9 protein-coding genes are annotated in these 12,711 nt (G+C 69.5%); 6 read left to right on the top strand and 3 right to left on the bottom strand.

Going from position 1 to position 12,711, the window contains the following annotated elements; genetic code table 11:
• Positions 1-2: 2 nt before the first annotated feature.
• From ftsZ to LX81_RS10390, 5 genes are all read left to right on the top strand, one after another.
• Positions 3-1,619: a cell division protein FtsZ gene (gene ftsZ, locus LX81_RS10410; RefSeq protein WP_111537260.1), complete on the top strand. Its 1,617-nt coding sequence runs from the start codon at positions 3-5 to the stop codon at positions 1,617-1,619.
• Between the two features lie 222 nt (positions 1,620-1,841).
• A complete protein-coding gene (gene lpxC / locus LX81_RS10405) occupies positions 1,842-2,765 on the top strand; it encodes a UDP-3-O-acyl-N-acetylglucosamine deacetylase (RefSeq protein WP_111537259.1) in 924 nt (307 codons plus the stop codon).
• 103 nt (positions 2,766-2,868) lie between these two features.
• Positions 2,869-3,714: an outer membrane protein assembly factor BamD gene (locus LX81_RS10400; protein ID WP_111537258.1), complete on the top strand. Its 846-nt coding sequence runs from the start codon at positions 2,869-2,871 to the stop codon at positions 3,712-3,714.
• 81 nt (positions 3,715-3,795) lie between these two features.
• A complete protein-coding gene (gene recN / locus LX81_RS10395) occupies positions 3,796-5,445 on the top strand; it encodes a DNA repair protein RecN (protein WP_111537257.1) in 1,650 nt (549 codons plus the stop codon).
• A 366-nt stretch (positions 5,446-5,811) separates the two neighbouring features.
• A complete protein-coding gene (locus LX81_RS10390; RefSeq protein ID WP_111537256.1) occupies positions 5,812-7,500 on the top strand; it encodes a chloride channel protein in 1,689 nt (562 codons plus the stop codon).
• 55 nt (positions 7,501-7,555) lie between these two features.
• On the opposite strand, the gene LX81_RS10385 is transcribed toward LX81_RS10390, so the two are convergent.
• From LX81_RS10385 to cobT, 3 genes are all read right to left on the bottom strand, one after another.
• Positions 7,556-7,915 carry a DUF427 domain-containing protein gene (locus LX81_RS10385; RefSeq protein ID WP_111537255.1) on the bottom strand — a complete coding sequence of 120 codons (360 nt, stop codon included), beginning with the start codon at positions 7,913-7,915 and terminating at the stop codon, positions 7,556-7,558.
• 61 nt (positions 7,916-7,976) lie between these two features.
• Positions 7,977-9,788, bottom strand: a complete 1,812-nt coding sequence (locus LX81_RS10380) for an aminopeptidase P family protein (RefSeq protein ID WP_111537254.1) — start codon at positions 9,786-9,788, stop codon at positions 7,977-7,979.
• A gap of 125 nt (positions 9,789-9,913) precedes the next feature.
• Positions 9,914-11,791 carry a cobaltochelatase subunit CobT gene (gene cobT / locus LX81_RS10375; protein ID WP_111537253.1) on the bottom strand — a complete coding sequence of 626 codons (1,878 nt, stop codon included), beginning with the start codon at positions 11,789-11,791 and terminating at the stop codon, positions 9,914-9,916.
• 154 nt (positions 11,792-11,945) lie between these two features.
• On the opposite strand from cobT, the gene LX81_RS10370 reads away from it, so the two are divergent.
• Positions 11,946-12,710: an ion channel gene (locus LX81_RS10370; protein ID WP_170133913.1), complete on the top strand. Its 765-nt coding sequence runs from the start codon at positions 11,946-11,948 to the stop codon at positions 12,708-12,710.
• The last annotated feature ends 1 nt before the right edge of the window (position 12,711 follow it).

Here is a 12,711-nt window from a genome sequence, read left to right as displayed (position 1 = left end):
CGATGACACTCAATCTCAGCATTCCACAGCACGACGACCTGAAGCCGCGCATTACCGTGTTCGGCGTTGGTGGAGCCGGCGGCAACGCGGTCAACAACATGATCGAGAAGCAGCTCGAGGGGGTCGAGTTCGTCGTCGCCAACACCGATGCGCAGGCGCTGGCGCAGAGCATGGCGCAGGCCAAGGTGCAGATGGGCGTCAAGGTGACCGAGGGTCTCGGCGCCGGCGCGCGCGCGACCGTGGGTGCCGCGGCCGCTGAGGAGAGCATCGAGGAGATCGTCGATCACCTGGCCGGCGCTCACATGTGCTTCATCACGGCCGGCATGGGCGGCGGGACCGGCACCGGTGCCACGCCCATCATCGCGCAGGCCGCGCGGGAGCTCGGCGTGCTGACCGTGGGTGTCGTGACGAAGCCCTTCCAGTTCGAGGGCACGAAGCGGATGCGCCAGGCCGAGGAAGGCATCGAGGCGCTGCAGAAGATGGTCGACACGCTGATCATCATCCCCAACCAGAACCTCTTCCGTCTCGCCAACGAGAAGACGACCTGCACCGACGCCTTCGCGATGGCCGACGACGTGCTCTACCAGGGCGTCAAGGGTGTCACGGACCTGATGGTCCGTCCGGGTCTCATCAACCTCGACTTCGCCGATGTCCGCGCCGTCATGGACGAGATGGGCAAGGCGATGATGGGCACCGGGGAGGCCGAAGGCGAGGATCGCGCGCTGCAGGCGGCAGAGCTCGCCATCGCCAACCCGCTTCTCGACGAGATCAGCCTCAACGGCGCCAAGGGCGTCCTGATCAACGTGACCGGCGGCCACGACCTCACCCTCTTCGAACTCGACGAGGCGGCCAACGTCATCCGGGAGAAGGTCGACAGCGACGCCAACATCATCGTGGGCTCCACCCTCGACGAGAGCATGTCGGGCCGCATGCGGGTGAGCGTCGTCGCCACCGGCATCGACGCCACGGAGAAGTCGAGCGACGTTCCGGTCCCGCGCCGTCGCCTGTCCGAGCCGCTGGCACCCCAGCCGCGCGTGGAAGCCGCGGAAGAGGTTCCGGCGCAGCCTGTCGCGGCCGAGCGCGAGGCGGCGCCGGTGCGTCCGGCGATCGTCGCCAGTTCCGAAGCCGCGCCCCGCGAGACGGAGGAGGCCAACTTCTTCGCCGATTGGGAAGAAAGCCGTCGCACGGAACGGACGGATGAGGTCGTGGGCGCTGACGATCTGCCCCCGCCCGCCTATCGCCCGCAGCAAGCCGTGGCTGCACCGCGCGCCGCCATGCCCGGTCAACCGACGCCCGAGGCGATCGCGCGTCGCGACCAGGCCGTGCGGAAGGTGCCGAATTCGGCCCAGGATGCGTTCGCCAACCGTCCCATGCAGGGTCGGTCCCCCGCGGGTTATCAGGGCGAGACCGCCCAGGCGGCAGAACGGCCCCGGTTCGGCATCAACAACCTCATCAACCGGATGACGGGTCATGCCGCGGAAGCGCCGGCTGCGCGTCCGGCCGCCGCGCCGCAGCCGGTCAGACGCGCCCAACCGCCCGTCCAGCGCGTGCAGGCCGAGGATGAGGCAGACCAGGATCGGATCGAAATCCCCGCCTTCCTCCGGCGCCAAGCCAACTGAAGCGATCACCATTCGAGACATCACGGGGCCGGCATCAGCCGGCCCTTTTTCGTTTTAAATCAGGCTCTTGTAACCGCGCCTTCACGCTTCGGCGGGGAAAACCTACACGCGTAAATTGTTCTGTTACAAACCGACATAAACGTTGAATTGCTGCGCCCGCCCACCGTCCTTAGGTCCGCCTTACTGGGTCGTCATGGCCCCAAGAAAAAACGCGAGGCGGCAATGCAGACGACATTGAAGAAGGCGGTGACGTTTACCGGGGTAGGGCTTCATTCGGGCGTGCCCGTCCGCATGGTCCTGCGTCCCGCATCGGCCGAATACGGGATCTGGTTCCGCCGCACGGATGTGGAGAGCCGCAACGCGCTCGTCCCGGCGAACTGGGCAGCGGTCCGGCCTGGCGAGCTCTGCACCCGTATCGCGAATTCCGCGGGCGTCGAGATCTCTACGATCGAGCACGTGATGGCCGCCGTTGCCGGATGCGGCATCCACAATCTGCAGATCGAAATCGACGGTCCGGAAGTCCCGATCCTCGATGGGTCCGCTGCCCCCTTCGTCTCGGCGATCCTTTCCGCCGGTCTGAGGCAACTCGCGGCCCCCGTCCGTGCCCTGCAGGTGCTGGCTCCGGTCGAGGTGCGCAAGGGCGAGGCGTATGCCCGCCTCGATCCGGCGAGGATGCTGGAGATGGATTTCCAGATCGATTTCGCCGAGGCCGCGATCGGGCGGCAGGAAAAGCGGCTCGAACTTTCTAACGGCGCCTTCGTGCGTGAACTCTGCGACAGCCGGACCTTCTGCCGTCAATCCGACGTCGACGCGATGCGCGCGCGCGGACTGGCCCTGGGCGGCACGCTCGAGAATGCGGTGGTGGTCGACGGCGCGACGGTGCTCAACCCGGGTGGCCTGCGCCATGCCGACGAGGCGGTGCGTCACAAGATGCTCGACGCGCTCGGCGATCTTGCGTTGGCCAGCGCGCCGATCCTCGGCCGCTACACCGGGTATCGTGCGGGCCATGCGATGACGAATGCGCTGCTCCATGCGCTTTTCGCCCGGCCCGACGCCTGCCGGATGGTCGTCGTGGATGCCAAGATCGCGGCCACTCTGCCCGGCGCTGGGCTCCGTCGCACGGACGCCCCTGCGCTTCACGCCTGAGCCGTGGCGGATCGCCCGACGGAAGACGTTTTGCCCTCGATCGATCTGTGCTAATGGCGGCGCGGCGCAAGGGTCGGAATTTCGGGCGAGGGTAGGCGGTTACATGACATTCGGGCGAACGGTTCGACACCTGGCATGGATCCTCGCGCTCGCCGCCGGCGTGGCGGGATGCGAGCGCGTGGGTATGGCATCGCGGGATGTCCCGCTCGAATCGATGTCGGCGGAGCAGATCTACCGCCGCGCTGAGCTCGAGCTCGAGACCCGGGACCCCGAGGAGGCCGCCCGCTTCTTCGGAGAGGTCGAGCGGCTCTATCCCTATTCCGCCTGGGCCCAGCGAGCGTTGGTAATGCAGGCCTTCGCCTATCATCGCGACGGCGATTTCGAATCCGCGCGGGGCGCCGCGCAACGCTATCTCGACCTCTACCCGGGAGGCGAGGATGCGGCCTACGCGCAATATCTCCTGGCGCTCAGTTACTACGACCAGATCGACGATGTCGGCCGTGACCAGGGTTTGACCTTCCAAGCATTGCAGGCCCTGCGCGAAGTGATCGAGGTCTATCCCGACAGCGAATACGCCAGCCAAGCGATGCTGAAGTTCGACCTCGCCTTCGACCATCTCGCCGGCAAGGAGATGGAGATCGGTCGCTACTACCTTCGTCGCCAGCATTACGCCGCCGCGATCAATCGCTTCCGCGTCGTGGTGGAGCAGTTCCAGACCACGACGCATACCCCGGAAGCGCTCTATCGGCTCGTGGAGAGCTATCTCTCGCTGGGGCTGGTGGACGAGGCACGCAGCGCGGGGGCGATCTTGGGCTACAATTACCGGTCGACCGAATGGTACCAGGATGCCTATGCGCTGCTGACCGGCCGGGGTCTGACGCTGGAGCCCGCGGGGGACAACTGGCTCTCTGCCATCTACCGGCAGGTGATCCGCGGCGAATGGCTTTGACGGGCGGGCCGGGGCGGCGGGGCACTGGCCCCTCGCCAAACGGCGTGCGATAACGAACGCGCGCCTCCGGGGACCCGATCCATGCTGCGCGGCTTGCAGATTCGCGACATGCTGCTCATCGACAGGCTCGAGCTGGATTTCCAGCCCGGGCTCAACGTGTTGACGGGCGAGACGGGGGCCGGGAAATCGATCCTTCTCGACTCGCTGGGCTTCGTGCTGGGCTGGCGCGGCCGAGCGGAGCTCGTGCGGCAGGGCGCGGAGCGGGGCGAGGTGATCGCGTGGTTCGACCTCCCGCCCGACCATCCCGGACGGGCGGTGCTCGACGAGGCGGGCGTGGAGATCGAGGACGAGCTGATCCTGCGCCGGGTGAACGCGACGGATGGACGCAAGACCGCCTGGGTCAACGACCGGCGTGTCTCGGGCGACGTTCTGCGGCGCCTCTCGGAGACATTGGTGGAGCTGCACGGCCAGCATGACGACCGGGGCCTGCTCGATCCAAAGGGGCATCGTGCGCTTCTCGACGCCTTCGCGGAAACGGGGGCGGAGCGGGAAGCCGTCCGGCGCGCCTGGACGGCCCGGGCGCGGGCGGAGCGGGATCTCGCATCCGCACGGGGCGCGCTCGAGGCGCTGGCGGCGGAGGAGGAGTATCTGCGGCACGCCGTGGCGGAACTCGACGCGCTCGATCCGCAGCCGGGGGAGGACGAGGCGCTCGATGTCCAGCGGCGGCGGATGCAGGCGGCGGAGCGTGTCGGGGAGGACATCACGCGGGCCCATGCCGCGCTAGGGTTGGAGGGTGCGGAGGGGATGCTCATCGACGCCGCGCGACGGCTCGACGCGGCGGCGGCGGAGGTCGAGGGCGCGCTTGACGCGGCGATCGAGGCGCTCGGGCGCGCGATGAACGAGCTCGCGGAGTCGGAGCAGGGCGTGGCCACGGCGCTCGAGGGACTGGATTTCGACCCGTTCGAGCTCGAGCGGATCGAAGAAAGGCTCTTTGCGATCAGGGGTTTGGCGCGGAAGTACGAAGTGCTCCCGGATGCGCTCGGAGAGCATGCCGAGACGCTTCGGGGGCGGCTCGAGGCGCTCGATGCGGGGGCGGGGGACATCGCCCAACTCGAAGCGGCGGTGCGTGCGGCGGCAGAGGACTACGACGCGGCAGCGGAGGCGCTCGGCGCCAAGCGCCGGGAGGCGGCGGGCCGGCTCGACGTGGCGATGGCGGCGGAGCTCGGGCCCCTGAAGATGGAGCGGGCGGTCTTCGTCACGGAGATCGGGGAGGCGCAGGCGGGGCCGGACGGGCGCGATCATGTCGAATTCACCGTCGCGACCAATCCCGGCGCGCCCGCCGGGCCCCTGGGGCGGATCGCGTCGGGCGGGGAATTGTCGAGGTTTCTCCTCGCGTTGAAGGTCAGCCTGACGCAGGCGACACCGGGCCTCACGCTGATCTTCGACGAAATCGACCGGGGCGTGGGCGGGGCCACGGCAAACGCGGTGGGCCGCAGGCTCTCGGCGCTCGCGGAGGGCGCGCAGGTCCTCGTCGTCACCCATTCGCCGCAGGTCGCGGCGCTCGGCGCGCATCATTGGCGGGTGGCGAAAAGCGTCCGGGAGGGGATGACCCTGTCCGACGTCGCGCCGCTCGGTCCGCAGGAGCGGATCGACGAGATCGCGCGGATGCTCGCGGGCGACACGATCACCGAGGAGGCCCGGGGCGCCGCGCGCGCGCTCCTCGCCGGGTGAGTGGCGTACACCTAACGTACACGGGACGTACAGGGCGCGTGCAGCCCCTGTCCCGCAGGCGTGCAGCGGGCGTGCATACATCGTGCACGACGCGTACATACATCGTGCACCGCGCGTCGGCAGCCCGTGCCGAGTCATGACCGGAGGGTACGGTCCCCGGAGACCCGCGCGACGCGGCAACGGGGTGCCTCGCCCCTCGTGTGACCGCCCGACCGATCGCAAAGCGCGAACCCCCTCCCGCGACCGCGCGCCTTCCGCGGGCCTAGTTATCGCACCGCTGCAACGCGCCGGGCGGCGTCGTGCCGACAGGGCTTGGAGCCCTTCGGCTCAAGGCCTAAGCACGGAGCAGGCGGGAGGTTCACATCGATGGCCGGACGCGGCGAACCAGAGGAATGGACGGTCTTCGGCAGCATCGTGTCGGGCGGGCGCGATTCGTGGCGCATCCTGCGCGAGCAGGGGCCGGGGCAGGTCCAGTTCTGGTTCATCGCGCTCGCCGTCGGTACCGCCTCGGGCTTTGCCGCGCTCTTCTTCCGCAAGGGGATCAACGCGCTGCAGGCCTGGCTCTACGGCACCGCCGACATCTCCGCCCTGACGGAGGTGGCCGGACGGCTGCCGTGGTACTGGATCGTGCTCTATCCCGTCTGCGGCGGGCTCATCGTGGGCGTGATCCTGCACCGGTTCACGCCCGGCGGACGCGTCCGGTCCGTCGCGGACGTGATCGAGGGCGCCGCGCTCTATGATGGGCGGGTCGAGACGCGGGCCGGGCTCGCCTCCGCCGCGGCGTCGCTCATCACGCTCGGCTCCGGCGGCTCGACGGGACGGGAAGGCCCGGTCGTCCACCTTGCCGCCGTGCTCGCCACATGGGTCAACATGGCGATCCGCGCGACCGGCATCACCGCGCGCGACCTCCTCGGCTGTGCGGTGGCCGCCGCGGTCTCCGCGAGCTTCAACGCGCCGATCGCGGGCGCGCTCTTCGCGCTCGAGGTGGTGCTGCGGCATTTCGCGGTCCATGCCTTCGCGCCCATCGTCATCGCATCCGCGGCGGGCACGGTCATCAACCGGCTCGAATTCGGCGACGTGACCGAGTTCCGCCTCGCCACCGAGGGCACGCTCGCCTTCTACCGCGAATTGCCCGCCTTCCTGATCCTCGGCCTCATCTGCGGGTTCGTCGCCGTGGTGATGATGCGCACGATCTTCTGGACCGACGGGGTGGCGAGCGCGGTGCAGGCCAGGACCGGCCTGCCGCGCTGGATCCGGCCGGCCCTCGCCGGCGGGCTCTTGGGCGGGATCGCGATCTTCTATCCCCACATCATCGGCGTCGGCTACGAGACGACCTCGCTCGCGCTGACCGGAGAGCTGTTCTTCCACGAGGCGGTGGTGCTCGCGGTGGTCAAGGTGATCGCGGTGTCGATCACGATGGGCGGACGGATGGGGGGCGGGGTCTTCTCGCCGTCGCTGATGCTGGGTGCGCTCACGGGGCTCGCGTTCGGGCTGATCGCCACGGGGCTCTTTCCCGAGGTCTCGGGGGCGGAGACGCTCTATGCGCTGGCCGGGATGGGGGCGGTGGCCGCGGCGGTGCTGGGCGCGCCGATCTCGACCACGCTCATCGTCTTCGAACTGACGGGAGACTGGCAGACGGGCCTCGCCGTGATGGTGGCCGTCTCGACCTCCACCGCGCTCGCCTCGCGGCTCGTCGATCGCAGCTTCTTCCTCACGCAGCTCGAGATGCGCAACATCCACCTCGCCGCGGGGCCGCAGGCCTATCTGCTCGCGATGTTCCGCGTGGCCAACGTGATGCGGCCGCCCGAGCATGCCCGCGCGGCGCCCACGGACGCGGTCTGGGAGGCGATCGAGCAGGGGCATTTCATCGACGGCAACGCGACGCTCGACGCGGCGATGCCGCTTTTCGAGAAGACCAACCGGATGTTCCTGCCGGTCGTCCGGGTGGGTGCGCGGGGAGAGACGCCGGTGGTGCTCGGCGCGCTCTTCCATGTCGATGCGCTCCGCGCCTACAACCGCGCGCTCGCGGCGACGGCGGCGGAGGAACATTCGTGACGGGCGGACCGGGCCCCGGACCTGATCCGGGGCCTCGCGGGTCCGGGGCGCGCGGTCAGACTTCCTCGACCGCGACGTCGTCGCTCGAGAACGCCAGCCTGCCGCGGATGCGCGACAGGGTCTCGGGGGGATCCTCGTAGCTCCAGGCGATGTCGGCGAAATGGCCGCTCTCCGTCTCGAGGGAGAAATAGCGCGCCTCGCCCTTCAGGGGGCAGGTCGTGTGCGTCTCCGACGGATCGAGGACCGCCATCGCGATGTCCTCCCGCGGGAAATAGAGCACCGGGGAATGCCCGTCCTCGTGCAGGAAGAGCGCGGCGCGCGATTCGCCGATGACGGAGCCGCCGGCGCGGATGACCCACGTTCCGGGGGCGTCTTCGATGGTGATCTCGCTCGTCGTGGCCGTGTCAGCGGTCATGGAGACCCTCCTCACAATTTCGAGGGGTTAACGCTATCACGTCGTGGGTCGATGACAAGGCTCAGAGGGGCGCGCAGGCCCGGCCGAGCCAGGCGGCGGTTTCGGCGTCGAGCCGCCCGGTCATCTGCCGCTCCACGCCCGCGTGATAGGCGTCGATCCACGCGCGTTCGCCGGGCGAGAGCGCGTCCACGTCGATCAGGCGGCGGTCGATCGGCACCCAGGTCAGCGTCTCGAAGGCGAGCATGTCGCGGGCCGGATCGGCGCTGTCGAGATCGGGGGCCGGCTCCACGGCGACGAGGTTCTCGATGCGGATGCCCCAGGCGCCCTCGCGGTAATAGCCGGGCTCGTTCGACACGATCATGCCGGGCTCGAGGGGGATGTCGCTCGTGCGGCTGAGCCGTTGCGGGCCTTCGTGCACGCTGAGATAGACGCCGACGCCATGCCCGGTCCCGTGGTCGTAATCCTGCCCCGCCATCCAGAGCGGGGCCCGGGCGAGCGCGTCGAGATCGCGGCCGGCGAGCCCCTTCGGCCAGCGCGCGCGGCTCACCGCGATCATCCCCTTCAGGACCCGGGTGAAGGCGGCGATCTGCTCCTCGTCGGGCACGCCGATGGCGATCGTGCGGGTGATGTCGGTGGTGCCGTCGAGATATTGACCGCCCGAATCGACGAGCAGAAGCTCTCCCGGCGCGAGGGCGCGGTCGGTCGCCTCCGTCACGCGGTAATGGACGATGGCGCCGTGCGGGCCGCTGCCCGCGATCGTGTCGAAGGCGATGTCGAGGAGGTCCCCGCCCGCGCGGCGGAACTCCTCGAGGGCCCGGACGGCGTCGATCTCCATGACCGTGGCGCCCCCCTGGACGACACGTTCCGCCGCGTCGTCGAGCCAGCGGAGGAAGGCGCACATCGCGGCGCCGTCGCGCAGATGCGCGGCGCGCGTCGCGGCGAGCTCCGCCTCGGTCTTCCGCGCCTTCGGAAGGAGGCAGGGATCGGGCGCCCAGGAGAGCGCGATCCCCTCGGAGGCGAGGGTGTCGCCGACGATCCAGGGGGCACTTTCGCGATCCACGCGGACCTTGCCCGACAGCGTGGCGAGGGCGGCCACGAGCCCTTCGGGCGGCAGCAGGTCGACACCGTCGAGGCGGATCTTCGCGAGTTTCTCGGCGTGCATGAAGAGGCGGACGGCGCCGGTCGCGGCCTCGAGGATCGCGAAGCCATGCGCGACCGGATTGCGGGGGATGTCGCTGCCGCGGATGTTGAGGAGCCAGCAGATCGAATCGGGCAGGGTGAGGACCGCCCAGTCTTCCCCGGCCTCGCGCAGCGTCTCGGCGATCTCGCGGCATTTCTCCGCCCGGTCGCGCCCGGCGAGCTCTTCGGGATAGAGCGTGACCGGACCCATCGGCGGTGCGGGCTGGTCGGTCCAGATCGCGTCGACCGGGTTCGGCGTGACGGGCACGATCTCGATCCCCCGCGGCTCGAGCCGCGCCTTCAGCGCCTCCACCTCCTTCGCGGTATGGAGCCACGGATCGAAGCCCACGCGGGCGCCGTCGTCGAGATGGTCGTCGAGCCAGGCTTCGGCGCGGGTGGCGGGCCAGTCGACGGGCGTGATCTCTTCCGCGACCTCGGAGCGGACCTGCAGCTTGTAGCGGCCGTCGACGAAAATCGCGGCCTTCGCGGTGGTCACGATGGCGAAACCTGCCGATCCGGTGAAGCCCGTGAGCCAGGCGAGGCGGGCGTCGTGCGGGGCCACGTACTCGCCCTGATGCGCGTCGGCCCGCGGTACGAGGATCGCGTCGAGACCCCGCGCCGCCAGTTCCTCGCGGAGGGAGGCGAGCCGGGCGGGATCCGCGGGGCCGCCCTTGGTGTCGAAGCTCTGGAACATCGGTTTCCCGCCCTCGTCGTTCGTGCCTGCCTCCGAGGAACCCGAAGATCGGCGCGATTGCAAGGGAGGCCGGGCCTCGCCCCGGCGCTGCGGAGGGAACGGGGCCGGGCGGAGGACGCGTCGCGTCAGCGGGCGCGGCGCATTCCCGTGACGCGTGCCCGCTTGCGCGGATCGCTGTCGAAGAGGGAGGCGAGCTGCTCCGTCATCGCGCCCGCGAGCTGCTCCACATCGGTGATCGTCACCGCGCGGTTGTAGTAGCGGGTGACGTCGTGGCCGATGCCGATGGCGATGAGTTCCACCGCGCGGCGCCTCTCGATCATCGCGATCACGTCGCGCAGATGCTTCTCGAGGTAATTCGCGGGGTTGACCGAGAGCGTGCTGTCATCGACCGGCGCCCCGTCGGAGATCACCATCAGTATCTTGCGCTGCTCGCCGCGCCCGGCCATCCGGCGATGCGCCCATTCGAGCGCCTCCCCGTCGATGTTCTCCTTCAGGAGCCCCTCCTTCATCATCAGCCCGAGATTGGGGCGCGCCCGACGCCAAGGGGCGTCGGCGGACTTGTAGACGATGTGGCGCAGGTCGTTCAGGCGTCCGGGCTTCTGCGGGCGGCCGTCGGCCAGCCATTTCTCCCGCGATTGCCCGCCCTTCCAGGTCCGGGTGGTGAAGCCCAGGATCTCCGTCTTGACGTCGCAGCGCTCCAGCGTGCGGGCGAGGATGTCGGCGCAGATCGCGGCGATGGAGATCGGACGGCCGCGCATCGAGCCCGAATTGTCGAGGAGCAGCGTGACCACGGTGTCGCGGAATTCCGTGTCCTTCTCCACCTTGAAGCTCAGCGACGTGGTGGGCGAGACGACGACGCGGGCGAGCCGCCCGGCATCGAGGATTCCCTCCTCCCGGTCGAATTCCCAGGAGCGGTTCTGCTTGGCCTGCAAGCGGCGCTGCAGCTTGTTGGCGAGCCGTCCGACCGCGCCCTTCAGCGGGTCGAGCTGCTGGTCGAGATAGGCGCGAAGCCGTTCGAGCTCCGCGGGCTCGGCCAGATCCTCCGCGCGGATTTCCTCGTCGTGGCTCTGCTCGTAGACCTGGTAGCCCGGATCGGCCTCGCTGACGGGGGCGGGGGGCGGCGGCTCCTGCGGCGCCTCGCCCTCGGGCATCTCCGTTTCCTCGGCATCCTCGGCATCGGCGGTCTCGTCGAGCGAAACCTCCGCCTGGGCGCTGTCCTGGGTCTGTTCCTGGCTCTGGTCGGGGGCGGCGTCCTCTTCCTCGCCGCTCTCCTCGTCGCCGGAGCTGTCGGGCTCGTCGCCCTCTTCCGGATCCTCGTCGCCCTGCGCCTCGTCCTCGTCGCCGCCCTGATCGTCGGGGTCGTCGCCGAGCTGGTCGCCGTAGCCCAGATCCTCGATGATGCGGCGGGCGAGGCGCGCGAAGCCCGCCTGGTCGGACATCGCCTCCTGCAGGCCCTCGAGCGTCTCGCCGGCCTGTTCCTCGAACGTCTCGCGCCAGAGATCGGCGACGTTCCTCGCGCCCTCGGGCAGGTCGCGGCCGGTGGCCCGCGCGCGGATCAGGTAGCCCGCGGCGACCGAGAGCGGCGCTTCGGCCTTGTCCTTGATCTCCGCGTAGCCCTTGCGCGCCGCCTCGGCGCCGATGCGGGCATCGATGTTGCCCGCCGTGCCGGGCATCGAATGGGCGCCCATCGCCTCGCAGCGGGCGAATTCCATCGCCTCGTAGAGATCGCGCGCCATCGGCCCTTCGGGGGCGTAGCGGTTGAACGTGCCCTGGTCATGGAAGCGGCGTCGAAGCGCGTAGCCGTCGGCGGTGCCGCGCGCGAGCAGTACCTCCTCGCGGGTGAGGCGGCGGCTGATCTGCGGCAGACGCAGCGCGTCGTTCGAAAGGCCGGGCGGATCGACGGAATAGGTGACGCCGAGCTCGCGGTCGTCGGCGAGCACCCGCGTCGCCTCCGCGAGGGCCTTCTTGAACGGATCGGCGGGGTTGTCCTGGGGCTTGCTCATGGACCCCAATCTAGCCGCACGCGTGGCGGACACAATGACCCGGGAGAGGAAATGCGAGTTCGCGGGGGGCGTTGCCATCCCGAAGCGCCGGCGTCAGGGATGAAGAGGATGCGCGGGCGGATCGGCGTCCAGTGGATTGCAGGGGGGATTGGCGGTGAAGGCGACGCTCCGCACGCTCTACGAGGGGGACGGCGCGGCCGGGCGGTGGTTCCGCGCGGGGCTCCTCGTCTTCGATCTCGCGACGATCGCCTATTTCCTCGTGACGGCGACGGCGAAACCCGACGCCACCCTCCTGATCTTCGACACCGGGATCGGGGCGCTCGTCGCGCTCGACGTGGCGGCGCGCTGCGCGATCGCGGAGCGGAAGCTGAGGTTCCTCCTGTCGCTGCCGACGCTCGCCGACCTTGTCGTGCTCGCCTCCCTCGCCGTGCCGATCGTCACGGGGTCGAACCTGGGCTTTTTGCGCGTGCTGCGGATCCTGCGGCTCATGCGGACCTTCCGGCTCGCCGAGCGGCTCGACGGTCTCACGCAGGGCTGGGACGTCAACACGCGGGTGGTGGTGGCCGCGGCGAACCTCGCGGCGTTCATCTTCGTCGTCACGAGCCTCGTCTGGGTATGGGAACACGACCGCAACGAGAACGTCGCGACCTATGTGGACGCGCTCTATTTCACCGTGACGACGCTGACCACGACGGGCTACGGCGATATCACGCTGACCGATCGCGTGGGACGGATCATGACCATCGGGATCATGGTGTTCGGCGTGGGGTTCTTCCTCAAGCTGCTGCAGGCGCTCTACCAGCCCGCGAAGATCGAGCAGCGCTGCCGGCAATGCGGGCTCGAGCTGCACGATCGCGACGCGAGCCACTGCAAGCATTGCGGCAGCGTCATCTACATCGAGACGGAAGGGGATACGTGAG

This window comes from Palleronia aestuarii (assembly GCF_003253995.1).
GTDB classification, from domain to species: domain Bacteria; phylum Pseudomonadota; class Alphaproteobacteria; order Rhodobacterales; family Rhodobacteraceae; genus Palleronia; species Palleronia aestuarii.
This window is presented reverse-complemented; position numbering and strand designations above follow the sequence as displayed.

What these genes read in the sequence shown, in the direction of transcription:
- ftsZ (WP_111537260.1), top strand. Translation starts at nt 3, where the DNA reads ATGACACTCAATCTCAGCATTCCACAGCACGACGACCTGAAGCCGCGC.
- lpxC (WP_111537259.1), top strand. Translation starts at nt 1,842, where the DNA reads ATGCAGACGACATTGAAGAAGGCGGTGACGTTTACCGGGGTAGGGCTT.
- LX81_RS10400 (WP_111537258.1), top strand. Translation starts at nt 2,869, where the DNA reads ATGACATTCGGGCGAACGGTTCGACACCTGGCATGGATCCTCGCGCTC.
- recN (WP_111537257.1), top strand. Translation starts at nt 3,796, where the DNA reads ATGCTGCGCGGCTTGCAGATTCGCGACATGCTGCTCATCGACAGGCTC.
- LX81_RS10390 (WP_111537256.1), top strand. Translation starts at nt 5,812, where the DNA reads ATGGCCGGACGCGGCGAACCAGAGGAATGGACGGTCTTCGGCAGCATC.
- LX81_RS10385 (WP_111537255.1), bottom strand. Translation starts at nt 7,915, where the DNA reads ATGACCGCTGACACGGCCACGACGAGCGAGATCACCATCGAAGACGCC.
- LX81_RS10380 (WP_111537254.1), bottom strand. Translation starts at nt 9,788, where the DNA reads ATGTTCCAGAGCTTCGACACCAAGGGCGGCCCCGCGGATCCCGCCCGG.
- cobT (WP_111537253.1), bottom strand. Translation starts at nt 11,791, where the DNA reads ATGAGCAAGCCCCAGGACAACCCCGCCGATCCGTTCAAGAAGGCCCTC.